20 protein-coding genes are annotated in these 23,027 nt (G+C 73.0%); 5 read left to right on the top strand and 15 right to left on the bottom strand.

Going from position 1 to position 23,027, the window contains the following annotated elements; all coding sequences use genetic code 11:
* Positions 1-130: 130 nt before the first annotated feature.
* Positions 131-1,804, top strand: coding sequence for an alkaline phosphatase (locus tag LPA54_RS15135; RefSeq protein ID WP_228977803.1), 1,674 nt, complete (start codon positions 131-133; stop codon positions 1,802-1,804).
* A gap of 298 nt (positions 1,805-2,102) precedes the next feature.
* Complete coding sequence (locus LPA54_RS15130) at positions 2,103-3,119, top strand: zinc metalloprotease (protein WP_228977801.1); 1,017 nt, start codon at positions 2,103-2,105, stop codon at positions 3,117-3,119.
* Positions 3,120-3,274: 155 nt separating this feature from the next.
* Here the strand turns inward: LPA54_RS15130 and LPA54_RS15125 are convergent, their stop codons facing one another.
* Entirely contained in the window at positions 3,275-3,844 is a 570-nt protein-coding gene (locus tag LPA54_RS15125; RefSeq protein ID WP_228977798.1) for a dienelactone hydrolase family protein, read from the bottom strand.
* Positions 3,845-3,882: 38 nt separating this feature from the next.
* On the opposite strand from LPA54_RS15125, the gene LPA54_RS15120 reads away from it, so the two are divergent.
* Positions 3,883-5,097: a mechanosensitive ion channel family protein gene (locus LPA54_RS15120; RefSeq protein ID WP_228977796.1), complete on the top strand. Its 1,215-nt coding sequence runs from the start codon at positions 3,883-3,885 to the stop codon at positions 5,095-5,097.
* Positions 5,098-5,139: 42 nt separating this feature from the next.
* On the opposite strand, the gene LPA54_RS15115 is transcribed toward LPA54_RS15120, so the two are convergent.
* The 5 genes from LPA54_RS15115 to LPA54_RS42865 form a co-directional block, all read right to left on the bottom strand.
* On the bottom strand, positions 5,140-6,726 hold the full coding sequence (locus LPA54_RS15115; RefSeq protein WP_228977793.1) for a Na+/H+ antiporter: 1,587 nt from the start codon (positions 6,724-6,726) through the stop codon (positions 5,140-5,142).
* A 69-nt stretch (positions 6,727-6,795) separates the two neighbouring features.
* Positions 6,796-7,263 carry a GNAT family N-acetyltransferase gene (locus tag LPA54_RS15110; RefSeq protein WP_228977792.1) on the bottom strand — a complete coding sequence of 156 codons (468 nt, stop codon included), beginning with the start codon at positions 7,261-7,263 and terminating at the stop codon, positions 6,796-6,798.
* A complete protein-coding gene (locus LPA54_RS15105; RefSeq protein WP_228977789.1) occupies positions 7,260-8,201 on the bottom strand; it encodes an RluA family pseudouridine synthase in 942 nt (313 codons plus the stop codon). The genes LPA54_RS15110 and LPA54_RS15105 overlap by 4 nt, the downstream gene beginning before the upstream one ends.
* Positions 8,202-8,284: 83 nt before the next feature.
* A complete protein-coding gene (lspA, locus tag LPA54_RS15100) occupies positions 8,285-8,845 on the bottom strand; it encodes a signal peptidase II (protein ID WP_228977784.1) in 561 nt (186 codons plus the stop codon).
* A gap of 56 nt (positions 8,846-8,901) precedes the next feature.
* Positions 8,902-9,495: a TraR/DksA C4-type zinc finger protein gene (locus LPA54_RS42865; protein ID WP_228977782.1), complete on the bottom strand. Its 594-nt coding sequence runs from the start codon at positions 9,493-9,495 to the stop codon at positions 8,902-8,904.
* Between the two features lie 82 nt (positions 9,496-9,577).
* On the opposite strand from LPA54_RS42865, the gene LPA54_RS15090 reads away from it, so the two are divergent.
* Both LPA54_RS15090 and ileS read left to right on the top strand, forming a co-directional pair.
* The gene (locus LPA54_RS15090; protein ID WP_228977780.1) at positions 9,578-10,222 is read left to right on the top strand and encodes a hypothetical protein; all 645 of its coding nucleotides are present in this window, start codon (positions 9,578-9,580) and stop codon (positions 10,220-10,222) included.
* 529 nt (positions 10,223-10,751) lie between these two features.
* Positions 10,752-13,889 (top strand): isoleucine--tRNA ligase, encoded by a 3,138-nt coding sequence (gene ileS / locus LPA54_RS15085; RefSeq protein WP_228977778.1) that lies wholly within the window; start codon positions 10,752-10,754, stop codon positions 13,887-13,889.
* A 408-nt stretch (positions 13,890-14,297) separates the two neighbouring features.
* On the opposite strand, the gene LPA54_RS15080 is transcribed toward ileS, so the two are convergent.
* The 9 genes from LPA54_RS15080 to ftsW all read right to left on the bottom strand — a co-directional run bounded on the left by LPA54_RS15080 (position 14,298) and on the right by ftsW (position 23,001).
* Positions 14,298-15,374, bottom strand: a complete 1,077-nt coding sequence (locus LPA54_RS15080) for a DivIVA domain-containing protein (protein ID WP_228977774.1) — start codon at positions 15,372-15,374, stop codon at positions 14,298-14,300.
* Positions 15,375-15,424: 50 nt separating this feature from the next.
* Positions 15,425-15,721, bottom strand: a complete 297-nt coding sequence (locus tag LPA54_RS15075; protein WP_058941823.1) for a YggT family protein — start codon at positions 15,719-15,721, stop codon at positions 15,425-15,427.
* A 68-nt stretch (positions 15,722-15,789) separates the two neighbouring features.
* Positions 15,790-16,407 carry a cell division protein SepF gene (locus tag LPA54_RS15070; RefSeq protein ID WP_228977771.1) on the bottom strand — a complete coding sequence of 206 codons (618 nt, stop codon included), beginning with the start codon at positions 16,405-16,407 and terminating at the stop codon, positions 15,790-15,792.
* Between the two features lie 124 nt (positions 16,408-16,531).
* The gene (locus tag LPA54_RS15065; protein WP_228977769.1) at positions 16,532-17,251 is read right to left on the bottom strand and encodes a YggS family pyridoxal phosphate-dependent enzyme; all 720 of its coding nucleotides are present in this window, start codon (positions 17,249-17,251) and stop codon (positions 16,532-16,534) included.
* A complete protein-coding gene (gene pgeF, locus LPA54_RS15060) occupies positions 17,248-18,021 on the bottom strand; it encodes a peptidoglycan editing factor PgeF (protein ID WP_228977768.1) in 774 nt (257 codons plus the stop codon). The genes LPA54_RS15065 and pgeF overlap by 4 nt, the downstream gene beginning before the upstream one ends.
* A complete protein-coding gene (ftsZ, locus tag LPA54_RS15055) occupies positions 18,018-19,241 on the bottom strand; it encodes a cell division protein FtsZ (protein WP_228977766.1) in 1,224 nt (407 codons plus the stop codon). The genes pgeF and ftsZ overlap by 4 nt, the downstream gene beginning before the upstream one ends.
* Positions 19,242-19,520: 279 nt before the next feature.
* Complete coding sequence (locus LPA54_RS15050; RefSeq protein ID WP_228977764.1) at positions 19,521-20,327, bottom strand: FtsQ-type POTRA domain-containing protein; 807 nt, start codon at positions 20,325-20,327, stop codon at positions 19,521-19,523.
* Between the two features lie 43 nt (positions 20,328-20,370).
* Positions 20,371-21,459 carry an undecaprenyldiphospho-muramoylpentapeptide beta-N-acetylglucosaminyltransferase gene (murG, locus tag LPA54_RS15045; protein ID WP_228977761.1) on the bottom strand — a complete coding sequence of 363 codons (1,089 nt, stop codon included), beginning with the start codon at positions 21,457-21,459 and terminating at the stop codon, positions 20,371-20,373.
* 6 nt (positions 21,460-21,465) lie between these two features.
* Positions 21,466-23,001 carry a putative lipid II flippase FtsW gene (ftsW, locus tag LPA54_RS15040; RefSeq protein WP_228977759.1) on the bottom strand — a complete coding sequence of 512 codons (1,536 nt, stop codon included), beginning with the start codon at positions 22,999-23,001 and terminating at the stop codon, positions 21,466-21,468.
* Between the last annotated feature and the right edge of the window lie 26 nt (positions 23,002-23,027).

Raw genomic sequence — 23,027 nt, 5'->3', positions numbered from 1 at the left:
CCTCGCCGAATGACCACCGGTGAGGCCCGCTGACGGCGAGGTCGACCAGGCGCGAATTCCGGCCAACAGGCGGGCGAACTCAGGGGAGTTCGCCCGCCGCGCTCTCTACCGCTCAGTAATCTGAGCGCCCGTGACCAGTCGAAACCTCATCCGCACCGCGGCTCCCAGCCGCCGCACCGTCGTCAAGGCCGCCGCCGTCACGGCCGTCGCCGCGCCCGCGCTCGTCTCCACGGCCGCCTCCCCCGCCGCCGCGGACGTCCGGGCCCCCGCCTTCCTCCACGGCGTCGCCTCGGGCGACCCGCTCCCCGACGGGGTCCTGCTCTGGACCCGCGTGACCCCCTCCCCCGACGCCCTGCCCGGATCGGGCGAGGGCGCCGACACCGAGGTCAGATGGGAGGTCGCCGAGGACCGCGGGTTCACCCGGATCGCCGCCCGGGGAGCGGTCACCGCGAGCGCCGACACCGACCACACCGTCAAGGTGGACGTGCGCGGCCTGCGCCCGGCCACCACGTACTGGTTCCGCTTCGCGGCCGGCACGGACGGCGGCACCGCCGCCGCCCTCTCGCCGGTCGGCCGGACCCGCACCACGCCCGGGTACGACGACGCCACGCCGGGCGTCCGGTTCGGCGTCGTGTCCTGCGCGAACTGGGAGGCGGGCTACTTCGCCGCCTACCGGCACCTGGCCGCGCGCGCCGACCTCGACGCGGTCCTCCACCTGGGCGACTACATATACGAGTACGGTTCCGGCTCCTACCCCAAGACCTCCCGCGTCCTGCGCCCGCACGAGCCCCGCCACGAGACGGTCACCCTGGCCGACTACCGGATCCGGCACGCCACGTACAAGACGGACCCGGACCTCCAGGCGCTGCACGCCGCCCACGCGGTGATCGCGATATGGGACGACCACGAGTTCGCCGACGACACGTGGTCGGGCGGGGCCGACAACCACACGCCGGGGACCGAGGGCGACTGGGCCTCGCGGGTGGCCGCCGCGAAGCGCGCCTACTTCGAGTGGATGCCGGTGCGCACCTCGGCCGAGGGCACGGTCTACCGGCGGCTGCGCTACGGCAGGCTCGCCGACCTGCACCTGCTCGACCTGCGCTCGTTCCGCTCCCAGCAGGTCACCGTGGGCAGCGGCAAGGTCGACGACCCGGAGCGCACGATCACCGGCCGCGCCCAGCTGGACTGGCTGAAGGCCGGGCTGGCCTCCTCGGACGCGGCCTGGCGGCTGGTCGGCACCTCGGTGATGATCTCGCCGGTCGCCTTCGGCTCGCTCCCGGCGCACCTGCTGAAGCCGGTGGCCGAGCTGCTGGGTCTGCCGGCCGGCGGGCTCGCGATCAACGTCGACCAGTGGGACGGCTACACCGACGACCGGCGCGAGCTGCTGGCCCACCTCCAGGAGCGGGCGGTGCGCAACACCGTGTTCCTCACCGGTGACATCCACATGGCGTGGGCCAACGACGTGCCCGTCACGGCCGCCACCTACCCCAAGTCACCGTCCGCGGCGACGGAGTTCGTCGTCACCTCGGTGACCTCGGACAACCTCGACGACATCCTGCGCGTCCCGGCGAACACCGCGTCGGCGGTCGCCGCCGCGGCGATCAAGGCGGCCAACAGCCATGTGCACTGGCTGGACATGGACCACCACGGGTACGGCGTGCTCGACGTGACGACCGAGCGCGCACAGATGGACTACTTCGTGCTTTCCGACCGCAGGAAGCCGGGCGCCTCGGCGAAGTGGGCCCGGTCGTACCGCACGCTCAACGGAACGCAGAAGGTCGAGCGGGTGTACTCCCCGGTGTGATGAGGTGACCCGAGGGGCGATTTTCAGCCAACCCGACGGGTGTCAAACCGAGATCACAGCCGTGTGACGGGCGGTGTGTTCCGAAGATCGAATCCGGACACACCACCCGACACCGGTGGCTGATTCGTTACGAGCTGGTCTCGACCCTCGGGATGGACCGCAGGATTTCTCCCGGATGCCTCCATCTCCTCAACGATTGATTGGGCCGGATCACTCCTGCTGCACTTCTGACATGACCACGTAACCTCCGGGCGTCGGCAGGGAAAGCCCCCGCCGGTCCCCCCGCGAGGAGTCACCCATGCGTGCTCTTGTCCGCATATCCCCGAGAACGCACCGCCGCGTGCTCGGCACGGCCGTACTGGCCGGAACGCTCGCCCTGTTCCCGTTCTCCGCGCCCACCGGTGCCGCCGCGACCGCCCCGCTCGCCGCCGCCGCCGCCGCCGCCGGTGAGGAGTGCGTCGAGGAGTCGGACGCGAACGCGCACGCCCGTGAGTCCCGCCCCTCCGGCGACGTCCACACGCACGAGCCCAACGAGGTCACCGCCGAGAAGGCCGCGGCCATGGAGGCCGACCTCCACAAGAAGCTGAAGGCCGCGAAGGCCAAGGGCCTGGACGCCGGCCGGTTCGACGCGGCGGCCGCCACCACCATCCCGGTCTACTTCCACGTCGTGCACGACGGCACCAAGGGCAAGCTGACCGCCACGGACATCAACAACCAGATGTCCGTCCTCAACTCCGCCTTCGGCGGCCAGGGCAGCGGCAACACCGCCACCGGCTTCCAGTTCACGTTGGCCGGCACCACCTACACGGACAACGCCTCCTGGTACAACCTCTCCTCCGGCTCCCCCGAGGAGAAGGCGATGAAGACCGCGCTCCGCCAGGGCGGCGCCGGCGCGCTCAACTTCTACACCGCCAACCTCAGCGGCGGCCTGCTCGGCTGGGCGACGTTCCCGACGTCGTACGCCTCCAACCCGTCCATGGACGGCGTCGTCGTCCTCGACGCCTCCCTGCCCGGCGGCTCCGCGGCCAACTACAACCAGGGCGACACCGGCACCCACGAGGTCGGCCACTGGATGGGGCTGTACCACACGTTCCAGGGCGGCTGCAGCGGCCAGGGCGACTACGTGGCCGACACGGCCGCCGAGAAGAGCCCGGCGTACCAGTGCCCGACCGGCCGCGACACCTGCGCCCGCCAGGCCGGCGTCGACCCGATCCACAACTTCATGGACTACACGTACGACTCCTGCATGCACCAGTTCACCGCCGGCCAGGTGCAGCGCATGCAGGACCACTGGACGGCGTACCGCACCCGCTGATCCGCCGCGCGTCACCGCACCGCACCGCACTGCCGCACCACCGCACCACCGGGCCGACGGAGCGCCGCCGAACGGTTCCGGGGCGCGACGGCGAGGGGCACGGTGCCGCCACGACGGCGGCGCCGTGCCCCCCGGCACGTCGGAGACCCGGGGGCTCAGAGGCCGTCGAGGAACGACAGGGCCGTCGCCCAGGTCCGCTCGGCCGCCTCCGCGTCGTGGTCCGGCAGGTCCGGGTCGGTGTACAGGTGGCCGGCACCCCGGTACCGGTGCACCTCGACGTCCGCGCCGGCCCGCCCCATCTCCAGGTACCAGGTGTTCAGCCAGTCGTCCGGCTCGAACGGATCGGGGTCGGCGACGTGCAGCTGCACCGGCAGACCGCCCACCGACGCGTCCTCCGGCACGTCGTACGTGCCGTGCAGCAGGAGCAGTCCCCGTGCCTTCTCGTCGGCCACCGCCAGCACCTGCGCGAACGCGGCGCCCAGGGAGAACCCCGCGTACACGAGACCCCGCTCGGAGTGCGGCGCGGCGGCGGAGACGGCCCGCCGGGTCAGCTCCTCCCAGCCGATGCGGTCCTTGATCTCCCTCCCCTCCTCCACGGACGCGGCGGTTTGGCCCTCGTAGAGGTCGGGCACGTGCACCTGGTGCCCAGCGGCGCGCAGCCGGTCCGCGGCGGCGTGCACCGCGGGGCGCGGCCCGTAGACCGAGTGGAACAGCATGATCTCCATCCGGTCATCCTTTCACCCCACGTCGAGCGTCCGGAGTCATGGAGAACGTACTGCGCCCCCTGATCGTCCTCGGCGGCTCGATCCTCCTCACCCTGCTCGTCGGCTGGCTGTCCGACCTGCTGCTGCGGCGGGCGGACGAGCGCCACCACACCCGCACCCCGCTGTGGGGGCTGCTGCGGCGCTGCCGGATACCGGTCCAGCTCGTCCTGCTCAGCGCGCTGCTGCGCGGGGCGTACCGCCAGACGGCGTGGCGGATCATCCAGGACCACGCCGCCGGCATCGGCCGCGCGCTGACGCTGGTGCTGATCGGGGCCAGCGCGTGGCTGGTGGTGCGGATCGCGTCGGCCGTCGTCGAGGCGACGTACACCCGCTACGCAGCGGCGACCCGCAACGCCGACCGGCGCCGCCGGGTCCGCACGCAGGTCACCCTGATCATGCGGATCGTCACGGCGGTGGTCGCCGTGGTCGCCACGGCGGCGATGCTGCTGACGTTCCCCGACTTCCGGGCCGTCGGCACCTCGATGCTGGCCTCCGCCGGCATCCTCGGCATCGTCGCGGGCGTCGCCGCCCAGTCCACCCTGAGCAACGTCTTCGCCGGCTTCCAGATCGCCTTCGGCGACATGGTGCGCATAGGGGACACCGTGGTGGTGGACGGCGAGTGGGGCACGGTCGAGGAGGTCACGCTGACCTTCCTCACCGTCCGGACCTGGGACGAGCGCCGGATCACGATGCCCGTCTCGTACTTCACCAGCAAGCCCTTCGAGAACTGGTCGCGCGGCGGCGCCCAGATCACCGGGACCGTCTACTTCCACCTGGACCACGCCGCCCCGGTCCCGCTCATGCGGGAACGGCTGCACCGGCTCCTTCAGGAGTCGCCGGAGTGGGACGGCCGCAGCTGGTCGCTCGCCGTCACGGACACCACCCCGAGCACGGTGGTCGTCCGGGCGGTGGTCACCGCCCGCAACGCCGACGACGTCTGGACGCTGCGGTGCGCCGTGCGCGAGCAGCTCGTCGCCTGGCTCACGGAGCACCACCCGTACGCCCTGCCGCGGGTGGCCACCACGGCGGCGCCCGGCCGGACCGACGGCCCCGCCCGCCTCGACGGCGTCCGCCCGGACGGCGCCGAGCGTGCCGACGGCCCCGGCGGAGCCGACCGGGAGCGCCCCGACCTCGGGCGCGGACCGGAACGCGACCGGCGGACCGAGCACGGGCCGACCCTCGAGCGCGACCGGGTCCGCCGCGCCCGGCGCTGACGCCCGCCGGTGCGCCCGCGGGTGCGCCGGTACGGTCCCGGGTCAGCGCAGGCTGCGCACGTCGAGCTGGTACAGCACCCGGTCGACGACCTCCGGGTCGGCGCCGGGTTCGTTGCGTGCCGCGAGGACCTCGTGCCGGGCGGCGGAGAGCAGCTCGTGCTGGACGCGGTGGACGGTACGGAAGTCCTCGGCACGCCGTTCGTAGGCGACCCGCCGCTCCTCGTCGACCAGGTCCGGGCTGATGCGCGCCCCGATGTCGAGGGCCGTCCGCCGCAGCCGCTCGACCAGTTCCTCGGGCAGTCCCTCGGTGCGCTGGATCTCCTTCAGCCGCCGTTTCGCGGCGAGGGCGGCGCGCAGCGCGAGGTCCCGTTCGAGGCGCCGCTCCTCGTCGCTGTCGGCGCGCACCCCCAGCCGGCCGACGAGCCAGGGCAGCGTGAGCCCCTGGAAGACCAGGGTGGCGACGATCACGCAGAAGGCGATGAAGAGGATCTCGTCACGACCGGGGAACGGGCGGCCGTCGTCGGTGGTGAGCGGGATGGCCAGCGCCAGCGCGACGGACGCGACACCGCGCATCCCCGACCACCACATGACGACGGTCTCCCGCCAGCTCATCGGGATCTCCTCGGCCGACGCGCGGCGCGTGTGGAGCCGCTTGGCGAACCAGGTCGCCGGCAGCAGCCACAGCAGCCGCACCCCGACGACGGTCGCGACGACCACCGCGCCCCAGCCGAGCATGTGCGTCAGGCGCCCCTCGGCGAACCCGAACACGGCGCTGAGCTCCAACCCGACCAGCCCGAAGGCGACGCCGGTGACGAGGGTGTCGACGATCTCCCAGAAGGTGCGGCCGGCCAGCCGCCCCGTCACGTCGTCCGCGTCGAGGGTGTGCCGGGCCAGGACGAGGGCGGTGACCAGGACCGCCAGGACGCCGGAGCCGTGCAGCTCCTCGGCGAGGGAGTAGGCGGCGAACGGCAGCAGGAGGGTGAGTCCGGTGCGCAGGGTGGCGTCGTCGAGCGCGCCCGCCAGCCGGGCGCCCAGCTTGCCCAGGAGCAGGCCGACGGCGAGGGCGACGACCGCCGCGAGCAGCAGCTCGACGCCGGCGCCGGCCCAGGAGAAGGTCCCGGCGACGACCGCCCCGACGGCGACGTGGTAGACGACGATCGCCGTCACGTCGTTGAACAGGCCCTCGCCCTCCAGGATGGAGACGAGGCGGCGGGGCAGCCCGACGGACCCGGCCACGGCGGACGCGGCGATCGGGTCGGGCGGGGCGACGAGCGCGCCCAGCGCGACGGCGGCGGCGATGGGCAGTCCGGGGACGACGGTGTGCGCGACGGCGGCGACGACGGCCGTGGTGACCAGCACCAGCGCCACCGCGAGCAGCAGGATCGGCCGCTTGTTGACGGCGTACTGCCGCCAGGAGGTGCGCTGCACGGTGGCGTACAGCAGCGGCGGCAGGACCAGCGGCAGGATGAGCTCGGGCGGGACGTCGACGTTCGGTACGAACGGCAGGAAGGCGAGGACGATCCCGAGCAGCGTCATGAGGACCGGCGCCGGCACGGTGAGGCGGTCGCCGAGCGGCACGGTCAGCAGGGCGCCGAGCAGCAGTACGAGAAGCAGAGCCAACTGGTCCACGGTGCGAGGCCCTCCACCCGCTGGGGAACGCCGGGGTCAGGGCTCCACCCTGCCACGCCGCCCGGTGGATCAGAGGGCGCGGCGCATCGCCAGGTGCGGGATTCCCGCGTCGAGGAACTCCGTGCCGTACGGCGCGTAGCCGAGGCGCCGGTAGAAGTCGAGGGCGTGGGTCTGCGCGTGCAGGTCCACGGCCGTCAGGCCCCGGGCCCGCGCCGCGTCCTCGATGGCGCGGACGAGCGCCGCCCCCACCCCGAGGCCGCGGGCGGCCCGGGTCACGGCGAGGCGGCCGAGCGCGCCGACGCCCTCGGCGCCGCCCGTCCGGCCGGCGGCGTCCGGCCCGTGCAGGAGCCGGCCTGTGCCGAGGGCGGCGCCGTCGGCGGCGCGCTCGGCGAGGACGTGCACGGCGGAGGCGTCGTACGTGTCGTACTCGATCTCCTCCGGGACGCCCTGCTCGACGACGAACACCGCGCGCCGGACGGCGAAGGCCGCCGCGCGGTCCTCCTCCGTCCGCGCCTCGCGGACGCGGTAGGCGGTCACGCGCTCTCCGCGGCGATGGTGTCGAGGGCGTGCCTCAGGTCGTCGGGGTAGCCGCTCTCGAACTCGACCCACCGGCCGTCCGACGGGTGCTCGAAGCCGAGGCGCACCGCGTGCAGCCACTGGCGGGTCAGGCCGAGCCGCTTGGCGAGCGTCGGGTCGGCGCCGTACGTCAGGTCGCCGACGCAGGGGTGCCGGTGGGCGGACATGTGGACGCGGATCTGGTGCGTCCGGCCCGTCTCCAGCTTGATGTCGAGGAGGGAGGCGGCCCGGTACGCCTCGACGAGGTCGTAGTGGGTGACGGACGGCTTGCCCTCGGCGGTGACGGCCCACTTGTAGTCGTGCTGGGGGTGGCGGCCGATCGGCGCGTCGATCGTGCCGCTCAGCGGGTCCGGGTGGCCCTGGACGAGCGCGTGGTACCGCTTGTCCACGACCCGCTCGCGGAACTGGGCCTTCAGCAGCGTGTAGGCGCGCTCCGACTTGGCGACGACCATCAGCCCGGACGTGCCGACGTCGAGGCGGTGCACGATGCCCTGGCGCTCGGCGGCGCCGGACGTGGAGATCCGGTACCCGGCGGCGGCGAGGCCGCCGATCACGGTGGTGCCCGTCCAGCCGGGGCTCGGGTGCGCGGCGACACCGACCGGCTTCATGATCACGACGATGTCGTCGTCGTCGTGGACGATCTCCATCCCCTCGACCGGCTCGGCGACGACCCGCACCGGGGCGGGCGCCCCCGGCATCTCGACCTCCAGCCAGGCACCACCCGAGACGCGCTCGGACTTGCCGACCACCGCGCCGTCGACGAGGACCTTCCCGGCGGAGGCCAGCTCGGCCGCCTTGGTGCGGGAAAAGCCGAACATGCGGGCGATGGCGGCGTCGACGCGCTCGCCCTCCAGGCCGTCGGGTACGGGCAGCGTGCGGATCTCGGGAAGCGTGCTCACCCGTCGAGTATGCCTTGTCCGCGCCCCGGCCCGGTCGGGCCTGTGGACGGAGCCGCGGAGGACCCGGCCGGGGGCTCGCCCGCTCAGTCCTTGTGGACGGTCCCGTCCGGGTCCAGGCCGCGGAAGGAGAGGATCACGATCAGGAAGCCGCCGCAGACGATCGCCGAGTCCGCGAGGTTGAAGACCGCGAAGTGCGCGGGGGCGATGAAGTCGACCACCGCGCCCTCGAACACGCCCGGCGAGCGGAAGATCCGGTCGGTGAGGTTGCCGAGCGCGCCCCCGAGCAGCAGACCCAGCGCGATCGCCCAGGGCAGGCTGTACAGCTTGCGCGCCAGCCGCACGATCACCACGATCACGGCCGTGGCGATCACCGTGAAGAGGACCGTGAACGCCTCGCCGATGCCGAAGGCGGCGCCCGGGTTCCTGATGGCCTTGAACTCGAGCAGGCCGTCGATCACCACGATCGGGTCGTGGTGCTCCAGCCGCGCCACGACCAGCATCTTGGTGCCCAGGTCCAGCAGGTACGCGACGAGGGCCACGGCGACGAGCGCCACGACCCTGCGCCGGCCCGCGGGCCGCTCGGCGGGCGTCCCGGCCTCGTCGTCAACGTCCGGCGTACCGATGACCTGCTCCGCCTCTGCCACGTGAGTCCCTCAACCTAGGTACCTGACTGTGACGAGGGTACGGCACACCCGTGCGGTCAGCCCCGCCGTTCCTGCTTCTGCTTGTCCTCCACGCACAGGGTGGCCCGGGGGAAGGCCTGCATGCGCGCCTTGCCGATCGGCTTGCCGCAGACCTCGCACAGTCCGTACGTACCCGCGTCCAGCCGCTGCAGCGCGTGCCGGCTCTGCTCCAGGGTGGCGCGGGCGTTCGCCGCGAGGGCCATCTCGTGCTCGCGGGTGATGTTCTTCGTCCCGGTGTCCGCCTCGTCGTGGCCGGCGCCCTCCCCCGAGTCCCGCATCAGCCCCGACAGGGCCTCCTCGGACGCGGCGAGCTCCTGCTGGAGCCGGCGCACCTCCCCCTCCAGCTCGGCGCGGGCCTGCGCGACCTCCTCGGCGGTCCAGGGTTCCTCGCCCGGCCGTACGGCGAGCTCCTCGGGCGCCACATCGGCGACCCCGCGGGCCGTGGGAACGGCCATTCCGGCCGCCGTGGTCACGTCCGCCGTCTTCTTCGCTGCCACCGTCCTGGCTCCTGTCTCCTCGGCGGCCCCGGCCGCCACCTCGGCCGCGGACGCGGCCTTCTTCCCTGCCCTGCCACCCGCCGCCTCACCGGCCGCGGACGTCTCACCGACCACTACTTCCCCACCGGCGGCTCCGTCACCGCGGTGGCGACGGCGGGAACCTCCCGACGCCTGCGCGTCCGCCACCTTCTTGGCGGTGACCGCCTTCCGGCCGGACGCGCTCCCAGATGCCTTCCCCGCGGAGGCCGTCCCGGACCTCCCCGGCACCGACGTCTTCCCGCCGCTCCCCCCGGCCGCCGAAGCGGCGGACCGCTTGGCGGGTGCCCTCTTCGCCGCCGCCCGTTTCCTGGCCGGGGCCTTCTCCCCGGCGGCCGCCTCCACCGCCCCGGCCTCCACCGCCCCGGCCTTCTCCGCCCCGGCCTTCTTCGCCCCGGTCGTCCTGGCAGCGGCCTTCTTCACCCCGGACGTCTCGGCGGCGGTCTTCTCGGCTCCGGCCTGCTCCGCCCCCGCCTTCTTCGCGGCCCCCTTCTTCGCGGCCCCCTTCTTCGCGGCCCCCTTCTTCGCGGCCGCCTTCCTCGCGGCCGCCTTCTTCTCCACCGCCTTCTTCGCGGCCGGCTTCCCGGTCGACGCCTCCGCGGGAGCCGCCTCCTCGGCCACGCCCTTCGCCGCCTTCGCCCGGGTGCCCGTGCGTCGGCCGGCCGGGGGCCCTTCCTCCACCGGGGCCGCCCCGCGCGCGTTGGCGGGGGCACGGCCCTCGGCTGACGCGGCGGACCGCCCGGACGCCGTCCCCTCGACGGCGGTCTTCTTCGCCACCATGCCGCGGCCCCTTCACATATTGTGATCTTGCTCGCGAATCGTGCTGGGACGATAAATCGACTTCGCCCCCGCGGCAACGGGGCACGCCGCCGGTGCCGGACAGCCGCTACCCGACCAGGGGAGCCCGAAGGGCCCGCGCCCCGCCGACCGCCCGGCAACCGGCGGTACGCGGCCGCCGGAGGAGCACGACGGCGCACAGGTCCGTTCGGCGGTACGCGCGCGGCCGCCGAAATCATGGCGACCGATGCCCGCACCGGCCCGTACACTGAACACAGCGAAAGGCGTCGATGGGGACCAGTAGCGTCGCACGCGGCCATGAGCGACCCGGGGACGGTGAGAGCCCGGGGGCGAGCCCGACGTGAAGCATCACCCCGGAGCCGCCGGAAGAAAGCCTCGGACAGCGGGCCGCGCCCGCACGAGGTCAGTAGAACCGGCATCGCGACCCCAATGAGGGGGCTCCGGGCCTGGTGCCCGGCGCCAAGGAGGGTGGTACCGCGGGAGCACGCGCTCTCGTCCCTCCGACGGAACGACGAAACTGTCCGCCGGAGGATCCGATGTCGCAGTACCGCCAGGTACCCGCCCAGGTCGACCTGCCCGCCCTCGAGCACGCCGTGCTCGACTTCTGGCGGGAGAACAAGGTCTTCGCCAAGAGCCTGGAGCAGTCCGAAGGGCGCCCCGAGTGGGTGTTCTACGAGGGCCCGCCCACCGCCAACGGCATGCCGGGCGCCCACCACATCGAGGCCCGCGTCTTCAAGGACGTGTTCCCCCGCTTCCGCACCATGCGCGGCTACCACGTGGCCCGCAAGGCCGGCTGGGACTGCCACGGCCTCCCGGTCGAGCTGGCCGTCGAGAAGGAGCTCGGCTTCTCCGGCAAGAAGGACATCGAGGCGTACGGCATCGCCGAGTTCAACGCCAGGTGCCGCGAGTCCGTGACCCGCCACACCGACGCGTTCGCCGAGCTGACGACCCGCATGGGCTACTGGGTCGACCTGGACGACGCGTACCGCACGATGGACCCCGAGTACGTCGACTCGGTGTGGTGGTCGCTGAAGGAGATCTTCGGCAAGGGCCTGCTCGTCCAGGACCACCGCGTCGCCCCCTGGTGCCCGCGCTGCGGCACCGGCCTGTCGGACCACGAGCTGGCGCAGGGGTACGAGACGGTCGTCGACCCGTCGGTGTACGTCCGCTTCCCGCTCACCTCCGGCCCCCTGGCCGGCGAGGCGGCGCTCGTGGTCTGGACGACCACGCCCTGGACGCTGGTGTCCAACACCGCGGTCGCCGCCCACCCCGACGTCACCTACGTCGTCGCCACCGACGGCCGGGAGAAGCTCGTCGTCGCCCAGCCGCTGCTGGAGAAGGCCCTCGGCGAGGGCTGGGAGGCCACCGGGCAGACGTTCACCGGCGCCGAGATGGAGCGCTGGTCCTACCGGCGCCCCTTCGACCTGGTCGAGTTCCCGGCCGAGGCCCACTTCGTCGTCAACGCCGACTACGTGACCACCGAGGACGGCACGGGCCTGGTCCACCAGGCGCCGGCCTTCGGTGAGGACGACCTCAAGGTCTGCCGCGCCTACGACCTGCCCGTCGTGAACCCGGTCCGCCCCGACGGCACCTTCGAGGAGGACGTACGGCTCGTCGGCGGCGTGTTCTTCAAGAAGGCCGACGAGGCGCTCACCGCCGACCTCGACGCCCGGGGCCTGCTGCTGCGGCACATCGCCTACGAGCACAGCTACCCGCACTGCTGGCGCTGCCACACGGCGCTGCTGTACTACGCGCAGCCGTCCTGGTACATCCGCACCACCGCCGTGAAGGACCGGCTGCTGGAGGAGAACGAGGCGACCAACTGGTTCCCCGACTCCGTCAAGCACGGCCGGTTCGGCGACTGGCTGAACAACAACATCGACTGGGCGCTGTCCCGCAACCGCTACTGGGGCACCCCGCTGCCCGTCTGGCGCTGCGAGGAGGGCCACCTCACCTGCGTCGGCTCGCGGGCCGAGCTGACCGAACTGACCGGCACCGACCAGTCCGGCCTGGACCCGCACCGCCCGTACATCGACGACGTCACGTTCCCCTGCACCCACGACGGCTGCGCGCTCACCGCGATGCGCGTCCCCGAGGTCATCGACGCCTGGTACGACTCCGGCTCGATGCCGTTCGCGCAGTACGGCTACCCCTACCGCAACAAGGAGCTGTTCGAGCAGCGCTACCCGGCGCAGTTCATCTCCGAGGCCATCGACCAGACGCGCGGCTGGTTCTACACGCTGATGGCCGTCGGCACGCTCGTCTTCGACAAGTCCTCGTACGAGAACGTCGTCTGCCTCGGCCACATCCTCGCCGAGGACGGCCGGAAGATGTCCAAGCACCTGGGCAACATCCTCCAGCCCATCCCGCTGATGGACCAGCACGGCGCCGACGCGGTGCGCTGGTTCATGGCCGCCGGCGGCTCCCCCTGGGCGGCCCGCCGCGTCGGTCACGGCACCATCCAGGAGGTCGTCCGCAAGACGCTCCTCACGTACTGGAACACGGTCGCCTTCCAGGCGCTGTACGCGCGCACCGCCGGCTGGTCGCCCACCGGCGCCGACCCGGCGCCCGCCGACCGCACCGTCCTGGACCGCTGGCTGCTGAGCGAGCTGCACGCACTGACCGACCAGGTCACGCAGGCGCTGGAGGCGTACGACACCCAGCGCGCCGGCAAGCTCCTCTCCGCCTTCGTCGACGACCTGTCCAACTGGTACGTGCGCCGGTCGCGCCGCCGCTTCTGGCAGGGCGACAAGGCGGCCCTGCGCACCCTGCACGAGGTCGTGGAGACCGTCACGCGCCTCATGGCGCCGCTGACGCCGTTCATCACCGAGCGGGTCTGGCAGGACCTGGTCGTCCCGGTCACGCCCGACGCACCCGAGTCCGTCCACCTCTCCACCTGGCCCGAGGCCGACCTGTCGGCGATCGACCCGGAGCTGTCCCGCCAGATGGCGCTGGTGCGGCGCCTCGTCGAACTGGGCCGCGCCGCACGCGCCGAGTCCGGCGTGAAGACCCGCCAGCCCCTCTCCCGCGCCCTGGTCGCCGCGGCGGGCTCCGAGTCGCTCACCCCCGAACTGCGCGCCCAGATCACCGAGGAGCTCAACGTCTCCTCGCTGGCCTCCCTCTCCGAGGTCGGCGGGTCGCTCGTCGACACGACGGCGAAGGCGAACTTCCGCGCCCTCGGCAAGCGGTTCGGCAAGGGCGTGCAGGACGTCGCCAAGGCCGTCGCCGCGACCGACGCCGCCGCCCTGTCGCTCGCCCTGCGCGGCGGCGAGGCCGCGCTGGAGGTGAACGGCGAGACGATCACCCTCACGCCGGACGAGGTGATCATCACCGAGACGCCGCGCGAGGGCTGGTCCGTCGCCTCCGAGGCGGGCGCCACCGTCGCCCTGGACCTGGAGATCACGCCGGAACTGCGGCTGGCCGGACTGGCCCGCGACGCGATCCGCCTGATCCAGGAGGCCCGCAAGAACAGCGGCCTCGACGTCGCGGACCGGATCGCCCTGCGCTGGACCTCGACCGACGACGAGGTCGTCACGGCCCTGACCGACCACGCCGGCCTCATCGCCGACGAGGTCCTGGCGACCGACTTCGCCCGGGGCGACGCGGACGGCGCCTACGGCGAGCCGTTCACGGACGAGGCGCTGTCCCTGACGTTCCGCCTCCGCAAGGCCTGACGGCCCGAAGGGCCCGGCCACGAGACGGCCGGGCCCTTCGGCGTACCCCCGCCCGTCCCCGTCCGGCACACGGCGGACGACCGGGGCGGGGTCCCTCCGGTGTGCCCCCGCAGGGGTCGGCGGCGTCGGAACGGCTCCGCTCACGGGACCCAGGGCCGCCGACCCCGAGGAGGTGCGCCGGAGGGGCCCCGCCCCACCCCCACCGGCAGCGCCGGCACCGCGGACGGCGCCGACACCCGCCCCCAGCGCTCCACAGCCTCCACCCCACACGGCACCCGCGGCACCCGGCACCCGGCCCCCATCCCCACGACACATGACGAAAGAGCCGGGGCCCGGAACGTGTGTACGTCCCGGGCCCCGGCCCACTGCCTACCGACGGCTACGCGCGCAACGCGCCACCCGTCCCCGTCAGTTGTCGTCCTCGTCGATGAGGAAGCCGCGCATCGGCGACGGCGCCTGCTGCATCGGCTGCGGCGCCTGCGGCCGCACCGGCGCCATCGGCTGGGTCATCGCCGGCGACATCTGCTGCTGACCGCCGTACGACGGGCCGCCGCCCATCCCCGGCGAACCGCCCATGTTCTGGTTGCCGCCGCCGTACGACGGGGCGGCCGCACCGGCCGACGCCATCGACGGGGACGGCGGCAGCGACGGAGCCGCGGACGGGGTGCGCGGCGGGGCCAGCGACTCGTCGCCCTGGCTCTCCAACTGGCGCAGCTGGCTCTCCAGGTACGACTTCAGACGCGTGCGGTACTCGCGCTCGAAGCCGCGCAGGTCCTCGACCTTGCGCTCCAGCGTGGCGCGGGCGGACTCCAGGGAGCCCATCGCGACGCGGTGCTTCTCCTGCGCGTCCCGCTCCAGCGCGTCGGCCTTGGCGCGGGCGTCCCGCTCCAGGCCCTCGGCGCGCGACCGCGCCTCGCCGACGATCTTGTTGGCCTCGGAACGGGCCTCCGCGATCGCCTGGTCGGCGGTCTGCTGGGCCAGCGACAGCACGCGCGCGGCGCTGTCACCGCCGGGCCCCTGCTGGGGCATGCCCGGGCCGTGGCCACCCATGGGGCCGCCCATCGGACCGCCCATGGGGCCGCCCTGCATGGGGCCGGGGCCGTGCGGGCCCTGCGGGCCCCCGTGGCTGGGACCGGCCGGCAGCTGCGGTGCACCGCCCGGCAGCTGGGGCGGACCCATCTGCGGGGGCTGCTGCTGGACCGGCGGACCGGATATGGCGGCGGGCACGGGACCACCCTGACCGCCGGGGCCGACCGGGCGCTCCTGCTGCTCGGGCGGCTTGCGCATGGCCTGCTGCTGGTTCTGCGCGGCGGCACGCGTCGCGGCGGCCAGCTTCGCGCGCAGATCCTCGTTCTCCCGGAGCAGGCGGGTCAGCTCGGCCTCGACCTCGTCAAGGAAGGCATCGACCTCGTCCTCGTCATAGCCTTCTCGGAGACGGACGGTCGTGAACTGCTTGTTCCGCACGTCCTCGGGGGTCAGCGCCATCTCTTCTTCACCTCTACGTAGTCGTCGGCAGTCGGCAGGACCGTTATCGCTCACACCCTCATCGCGAAGCCACCCACGATGTTGAGCAGGATGTACACGATGATCATCAGAACGAAGAAGGACAGGTCGAGTGCCACGCCCCCGAGACGCAGCGGTGGGATGAACCGCTGCAGAAGCTTCAGTGGTGGATCGGTGACAGTGTAGGTGGCCTCCAGAACGACCACCATCGCCTTGCCGGGTTCCCATGAACGGGCGAACTGGAAGACGTACTGCATGACCAGCCGGAAGATCAGCAGGATCAGGAAGCACATCAGCGCGATGTAGACCACCTGTAGTGCGACGCCCATTCCCGCGTTCCCTCTCCCCTGGCTCTCTCATACCGGCCGTGCGGCCGGGTCGTTCCCGGTGTCGTGTCTCAGCTCTGGTTGAAGAATCCGCCCTCTGCGATGCGGGCCTTGTCCTCCGCCGTGACATCGACGTTAGCAGGCGACAACAGGAACACCTTCTGCGTCACTCGCTCAATGCTGCCATGCAGCCCGAAGACGAGACCGGCGGCAAAGTCGACAAGTCGCTTCGCGTCCGTGTCGTCCATCTCGGTCAGGTTCATGATCACCGGCGTGCCCTCGCGGAAGTGTTCCCCGATGGTACGGGCCTCGTTGTAGGTCCGGGGGTGCAGCGTGGTGATGCGGTAGGGCTCCCGCTCGGACACGACCTTGGGCATGATCACCGGTGCGTTCTTCTCCAGGCTCGGGCGTTCAGGTGTGATGGACGCCACGGGGGCGATTCGGGCGGGTCGTCCGCTTTCAGCGGGAAGCGCAACGGGCTCACGCTGGACCGGCGGTTGCACGACCGGCGCACGGACCGGCTCCTCGCGCTCCACCTGGTGCGGAGGCTGGTGACGGCGCCGCTCGCGCTCGGGCTCCGGCTCGAGCTCGGGTTCGAAGTCGTCATCGGGGTCGAATCCCCGGCCGTCGTACCCATCGTCCTCCACGAGGCCGAGGTAGACCGCCATCTTGCGCATCGCGCCGGCCATTCTCCGGTTCCTCCGCTCTGTGGTGGATCGGCAACGTCAGGTCGCGCCCGCGATCCACTCGGCCTGTCCGCCGTTCGGCGGAAATGACCATATTTTCTACTGTGGTCCGACTTGCTTCGCGACGTTACCCGAGCCGGGGTCGGACTCCGAGTACCGCCGTACCGATGCGCACATGTGTCGCCCCGGCCGCCACCGCGTCCTCCAGGTCCGCGCTCATCCCAGCCGACACCATGGTCGCAGCAGGACGGGTCGCGCGCAGGCCTGCCGACAATTCCACCAGCCGGTCGAAGGCGGCCCGTTGCCGCCCCGCGAACGGGCCGGCCAGGGGGGCCACGGTCATCAGGCCGCCGAGCCGGAGCCCGGGGGCCGCGTCGACCGCCGCCGCCAACTCCTCGACGCCCCCCGGCGCCACGCCCCCGCGCTCGCCCCGCTCGCCCGACTCGGCGTCGAGGGCGACCTGGATCAGGCAGTCGAGCTCCCGCCCGGCGCGCTCGGCGGCGGAGGAGAGCGCGGAGACCAGCCGCAACCGGTCGATCGACTGAACGACCTGGGCGTAACCGGCCACGGATCGGACCTTGTTCGTCTGGAGCTGACCGACGAAGTGCCAGGTGAGATCGAGGTCCGCGCACGCGGCGGCCTTGGGGGCCGCGTCCTGGTCCCGGTTCTCGGCGACGTGGCGGACGCCGAGCCCGTGGAGGATGCGGACGTCCTCGGCGGGGTAGGTCTTGGTGACCACGACGAGGGTGACGTCCTCGCGGGCGCGCCCCGCCGCGGCGCAGGCGGCGGTGATGCGCTCCTCCACCCGCGCGAGGTTCACGGCGAGTTCGGTCCTGCGGTCCGTCATGACCCGTCCTCCCCCGGCGCGCCGGGCGGGGTGGCGGGCCCGTCGAGCCAGACGTATCCGGCGAGCCGCCCCGTCGTGCGGTCGCGGCGGTAGGAGAAGTGGTCGCCCGACTCGCGGGTGCACGTCGCCGAGGCGCGGCGGTCGCGTACGCCGAGGCGCTCCAGCTGGGCGTGGACCCCGGCGACGACGTCGACGGCCGGGGTGCCCCAGCTCGTCTCGGCCCGGGCGGCCGGTTCGGCGGCGGCGACCTCGTCGCACATGGCCGGCGGCACCTCGTAGCAGCGTCCGCAGACGGCGGGGCCGGTCCGCGCGACGATCCGGGACGGCTCGGCGCCAAGTGTGATCATGGTCTCGACCGCGGCGGGGACGACCCCGGCCACCATGCCGGGCCGGCCCGCGTGGGCCGCCGCGACGACGCCGGCCACCGGGTCGGCGAGCAGGACGGGCACGCAGTCGGCGGTGAGCACGGCCAGCGGAAGGCCGCGCCGGGCGGTGACGACGGCGTCCCCCGCCGGCACCTGCGCGCCCGCGGGCCACGGGCCGTCGACCACGTGGACGGCCCGGCCGTGGACCTGGTGCATCCAGACGACCCGGTCCGGGTCGACGCCCAGGTGCCCGGCGGCGATCTTCCGGTTCGCGCGGACCGCGGCCGGGTCGTCGCCGACGGCGCCGCCGAGGTTGAGCTCCTCGTACGGAACGGCGCTCACCCCGCCCCACCGGTCGGTGAAGGCGAAGTGCGCGCCGTCCGTCGTGTCGTGCCGCTCTATCACTTCAGGAAGTCCGGGACGTCCAGCTCTTCGGCCTGGGTGTCCGGGTAGGGCCGCGTCGTCGGGATGGACGGCGGCGTGACCGGCGCGAGCGTGGTCTCGCCGGCCGCCGGGGCCGGCTCGACCGGGGCGGGCGCGGGCTCCTCGCGGACGGGGACGGCGCCGAGGCCGCTGCTGACCGGGCGCGGGGGCTCGGCGGCCCGCGGCGCGGGCGAGACGGACTCCTCACGCTTGGCGGCCGACGCGCCGAGGACGGTGTCCCGCCGGGCCGGCGGCTGCCCGCCGTCGAAGCCGGCCGCGATGACCGTGACGCGCACCTCGTCGCCGAGGGCGTCGTCGATGACGGCGCCGAAGATGATGTTCGCCTCGGGGTGAGCGGCCTCGCTGACCAGCTGGGCCGCCTCGTTGATCTCGAACAGGCCGAGGTCGGAGCCGCCGGAGATGGAGAGCAGCACGCCGCGGGCGCCGTCGATGGACGCCTCCAGCAGCGGCGAGGAGATCGCCATCTCGGCGGCGGCCACGGCGCGGTCGTCGCCGCGGGCGGAACCGATGCCCATGAGCGCCGACCCGGCCTCCGACATGACCGACTTGACGTCGGCGAAGTCGAGGTTGATCAGGCCGGGCGTGGTGATGAGGTCCGTGATGCCCTGGACGCCGGAGAGCAGCACCTGGTCGGCGGACTTGAACGCGTCGAGGACGCTGACCTGGCGGTCCGAGATGGACAGCAGTCGGTCGTTGGGGATGACGATGAGGGTGTCGACCTCTTCGCGGAGTTCCGCGATGCCGTCCTCCGCCTGGTTGGCGCGGCGGCGGCCCTCGAAGGTGAAGGGCCGGGTGACCACGCCGATGGTCAGTGCGCCGAGCGAGCGGGCGATGTTGGCGACGACGGGTGCGCCGCCGGTGCCGGTGCCGCCGCCCTCGCCGGCGGTGACGAAGACCATGTCGGCCCCCTTGAGGACCTCCTCGATCTCCTCGCGGTGGTCCTCTGCCGCCTTGCGGCCGACTGCGGGGTTGGCCCCGGCGCCGAGGCCGCGGGTCAGTTCGCGGCCGACGTCCAGCTTGACGTCGGCGTCGCTCATCAACAGCGCTTGCGCGTCCGTGTTGATGGCGATGAACTCGACGCCCTTGAGACCGACCTCGATCATTCGGTTGATGGCATTGACACCACCGCCGCCGACACCGATGACCTTGATGACTGCGAGGTAGTTCTGCGGTGCTGCCACGTCGAAGGCCTCTCGCCTCGAGTTACGTGCCGCCGCTCCGCGCTGCGTGGCGCGCCGCGACGGCGGATGCCGAAGGGACGGTCCGAATCGCCGACCCAAACCCTAACCTTGAAGTTTAGGGTTACCAGTGTGCCTGCTTCCTGGACTCTTCCGAACAGGACACTAAGTCGACAAGTGGCGCGCGTTCAACGAACACGCCGAACCTCCCGTTTTTCTTTTCACCCTATGTGATCACCCATAGCGCTGACCAACCAGGGTGCTGGCCAGCGCGTATGTGCGTCAACTCCGCGACGCCGCAGGGGCGCTCGGGGCACTCACGTCGAAGTGCGTGGCTCCGCGCGCCGCCTTCATCAGTGCGAGCAGCGCACGGGTCTTCGCCCCGCCCTCCTCGCCGCTCCCCCAGAAGACCGTCCGACCGCCCCTCAGCTCCAGGGTGAGGGAGTCGTACGAGCGGACGCGGACGGACAGCAGGTCCCGGCCGAGCTTCTCCGGCAGCCCGCCCACCACACCCACCGCCTCGCGGGTCAGCCGGTCGGCGTCGAAGCGGCGCAGGCTGGGCGACCGGCCCGCGGCGAGGTGCAGCCGGGGGACTCCGACGGGCGCGGTCGCCACCATGGCGTACCGGGTACCCTTCGCGTCGATTTCCATGTACGCCCCGCCCTGGCGGGCCACCAGGACCGGTACGCGCTCGGTCACTTCCAGGTCGATCCCGTGCGGCCACGAGCGCACGACGTCGACCGAGTCGATGCGCGGCAGCGCCCCGCGCAGCCGCTCCGCGATGGCGTCGGTGTCGACGGACGCCATCGGCGCGCCGACCGGGACGGCCGCCGCCGCGGTCACCTGTCCGGGCGTCAGCACCCGCGTACCGGAGATGGACACGCGTTCGACGCGCAGCCAGGAGGAGCCGTACAGCAGCCAGAGCACGCCGCCGGCGAGGACGGTGGCGGCGAGGGCGAGGAGCAGGAGCCGGGGGCGCGCCGGGCCGCGCCGGGCGCCCCCGCCGCGCTCCGGGCGTGCGGAGGGCCGGCCCGGCGACGCGCCCGCGGGCCTCCTGGCGCCGCGCTCGGCGGTCGTCGGTCCGGCCATGCTCCCTGCCCTGCCTCTCGCTCGCTCGCCGCCGGGCGCCTTCCTAGCCGCGTGCCGCGATCGCCTCGTAGACCATGCCGACCAGCAGCTGGTCGGCGTCCCGGCGGCCGAACTCGGCGGCGGCGCGGGACATCTCGTACAGCCGGTGCGGGTCGGCGAGGACGGGCAGGACGTTGCCCTGGACCCACTCGGGGGTCAGCTCGGCGTCGTCGACCAGCAGTCCGCCACCGGCCTTGACCACCGGCTGGGCGTTCAGCCGCTGCTCGCCGTTGCCGATGGGCAGCGGGACGTAGGCGGCGGGGAGCCCGACGGCGGAGAGTTCGGCGACGGTCATCGCGCCCGCGCGGCAGAGCATCATGTCGGCCGCGGCGTACGCGAGGTCCATCCGGTCCACATACGGTACCGGGACATAGGGGGGCATCCCGGGCATGTTGTCGACGCGTGGCACCTCGTTCTTCGGGCCGACCGCGTGCAGGATCTGGATGCCGGAGCGCTGGAGGACCGGCGCCACCTGCTGGACCACCTCGTTCAGCCGGCGGGCGCCCTGCGAACCGCCGGAGACCAGCAGCGTCGGCAGGTTCGGGTCGAGGCCGAACGCGGCGCGCGCCTCCGGGCGGACCCGGGCGCGGTCGAGGGTGGCGATGGTGTGCCGCAGCGGGATGCCGATGTAGCGGGCGCCCCGCAGCTTGCTGTCGGGCGTGGCGACGGCGACCCCGGAGGCGTACCGGGAGCCGATCTTGTTGGCCAGGCCGGGCCGGGCGTTGGCCTCGTGCACGACGATGGGCACGCCGAGCCGTTTGGCGGCCAGGTAGCCGGGCAGTGCCACGTAGCCGCCGAAGCCGACCACGCAGTCCGCCTTGGTGCGCTCCAGGACCTGCTCGGCGGCCTTGATCGTGCCCCGCAGCCGCCCGGGCACGGTGATCAGCTCGGGGGTGGGCTTGCGCGGCAGCGGCACGGCGGGGATGAGCGCCAGCTCGTAGCCCCGCTCGGGCACGAGCCGGGTCTCCAGGCCCCGCTCCGTGCCGAGGGCCGTGATCCCCACGTTCGGGTCCTGCCTGCGCAGGGCATCCGCGAGGGCGAGCGCGGGCTCGATGTGGCCGGCGGTCCCCCCACCGGCGAGTACGACATGCACCGAAATTCACCGCTCTCCGGACGGGCGCTTCTTGACGCGCCGTCGCATCGACTTCCATCTCACCCCGGTCCGCCCGCCGAACCGGGGCTCTCGGCCGGCCAGGGCCGCTTTCGCGGCGGGCTCGTCACGCGCGAAGGCGATCAGCAACCCGACGGCGAACATGGTCGGCAGCAGGGCGGAGCCCCCGTAGGAGAACAGCGGGAGGGGGACACCGGCGATCGGCAGCAGACCGAGCACCGCACCGATGTTGACCACGGCCTGGGCCGTGATCCAGGTGGTCACGCCTCCCGCGGCGTACCTCACGAAGGGGTCCTCCGTGCGTCCGGCCACGCGAATACCCGCATAGCCTAGAGCCGCGAAGAGGGCGAGCACCGACAGCGTCCCCGCCAGTCCCAGTTCCTCCCCGGTGATGGCGAAGATGAAGTCGGTGTGTGGTTCGGGGAGTTGGCCCCATTTTTCCACACTCGCGCCCAGCCCGGATCCGAACCATCCACCCGACGCCAGGGCGTAGATGCCGTGCACCGCCTGCCAGCAGGCGTCGTTGGGCCCGGGGTCGGTGGCGCCGATGCAGGCGATGCGCGACATGCGGTTGGAGCTGCCCCGGATCAGCGCGACGCCGATGACCCCGGCGACGGCCAGCACGCTGACGAAGAGCCGTGTGGGGGCGCCCGCGAGCCAGAGCAGGCCGAAGAGGATCGCCGTGAGGATGATCGCCGTGCCCATGTCGCCGCCCAGCATGATCAGCCCGAGCAGCAGGAAGGCCACCGGCACGAGCGGCACCAGCAGGTGCTTCCACTGGGTGAGGAGGCGCCTGTCCTGCTTCCTGGCGAGCAGGTCGGCGCCCCAGAGGATCAGCGCGAGCTTGCCGAACTCGCTCGGTTGCAGCTGGAACGGCCCGCCCAGGTAGATCCAGTTCTGGTTGCCGTTGACCGCGTGCCCTATGCCCGGGATCTGCACCAGGACCATCAGGAAGACGGTGCCCACGAGGAGCGGGTAGGCCAGCGCTCGGTGGAGCTTGACCGGCATGCGCGAGGCCAGCAGCAGCAGACCGGTGCCGATGACGGCCGCGACGAACTGCTTGCGGAAGAAGTACGAGGCCGGCAGGGACAGCTCCAGCGCCTTGATGATCGACGCCGAGTACACCATGACGAGGCCGAGCACCGTGATGAGCATGCTGGCGCCGAGGACCACGTAGTACGCCGTGAGGGGCCGGTCCCACGCCCGGCGCGCCCGCTCGTACGTCCGGCGCAGGCCGTTGCCGCGCGGCGGCCGGCCGGCGCCCTGCGTACGCGCGCGCCCGCGCGGGACGGCGGCCCCGCGCGGGCGCGCGGTGCGGGTGCGCAAGGCCAGGCCGCGGATGCCGCGCGCCCCCGCCGGCACGTCGGCCGGTGCGGCGGCCCGCCCCGCGGCCGGCACGGCGGCACCGGCGGGCGCGGGCGGCGGAGGCGGAACGATCCGGCGCACCGCCGCGGCGAGCAGCGCCCGCGGGCTGCCCGGCGGACCCGGTGTCGGGCGTACGTCGGCGGTGTGCTCGGCGCGCATGGTCGCTGTCCCCTCCAGTCGTGTCC

It is taken from the genome of Streptomyces sp. DH12, assembly GCF_020873895.1.
Taxonomy (GTDB): Bacteria; Actinomycetota; Actinomycetes; order Streptomycetales; family Streptomycetaceae; genus Streptomyces.
This window is presented reverse-complemented; position numbering and strand designations above follow the sequence as displayed.

Bases quoted from the DNA above. Each gene is read 5' to 3' on its own strand.
- ftsW (WP_228977759.1), bottom strand. From the start codon at position 23,001: ATGCGCGCCGAGCACACCGCCGACGTACGCCCGACACCGGGTCCGCCG.
- LPA54_RS15075 (WP_058941823.1), bottom strand. From the start codon at position 15,721: ATGGGCGTCGCACTACAGGTGGTCTACATCGCGCTGATGTGCTTCCTG.
- ileS (WP_228977778.1), top strand. From the start codon at position 10,752: ATGTCGCAGTACCGCCAGGTACCCGCCCAGGTCGACCTGCCCGCCCTC.
- LPA54_RS15130 (WP_228977801.1), top strand. From the start codon at position 2,103: ATGCGTGCTCTTGTCCGCATATCCCCGAGAACGCACCGCCGCGTGCTC.
- LPA54_RS15065 (WP_228977769.1), bottom strand. From the start codon at position 17,251: ATGACGGACCGCAGGACCGAACTCGCCGTGAACCTCGCGCGGGTGGAG.
- LPA54_RS15125 (WP_228977798.1), bottom strand. From the start codon at position 3,844: ATGGAGATCATGCTGTTCCACTCGGTCTACGGGCCGCGCCCCGCGGTG.
- LPA54_RS15070 (WP_228977771.1), bottom strand. From the start codon at position 16,407: ATGGCCGGCGCGATGCGCAAGATGGCGGTCTACCTCGGCCTCGTGGAG.
- LPA54_RS15080 (WP_228977774.1), bottom strand. From the start codon at position 15,374: ATGGCGCTGACCCCCGAGGACGTGCGGAACAAGCAGTTCACGACCGTC.
- LPA54_RS15120 (WP_228977796.1), top strand. From the start codon at position 3,883: ATGGAGAACGTACTGCGCCCCCTGATCGTCCTCGGCGGCTCGATCCTC.
- LPA54_RS15050 (WP_228977764.1), bottom strand. From the start codon at position 20,327: ATGGCCGGACCGACGACCGCCGAGCGCGGCGCCAGGAGGCCCGCGGGC.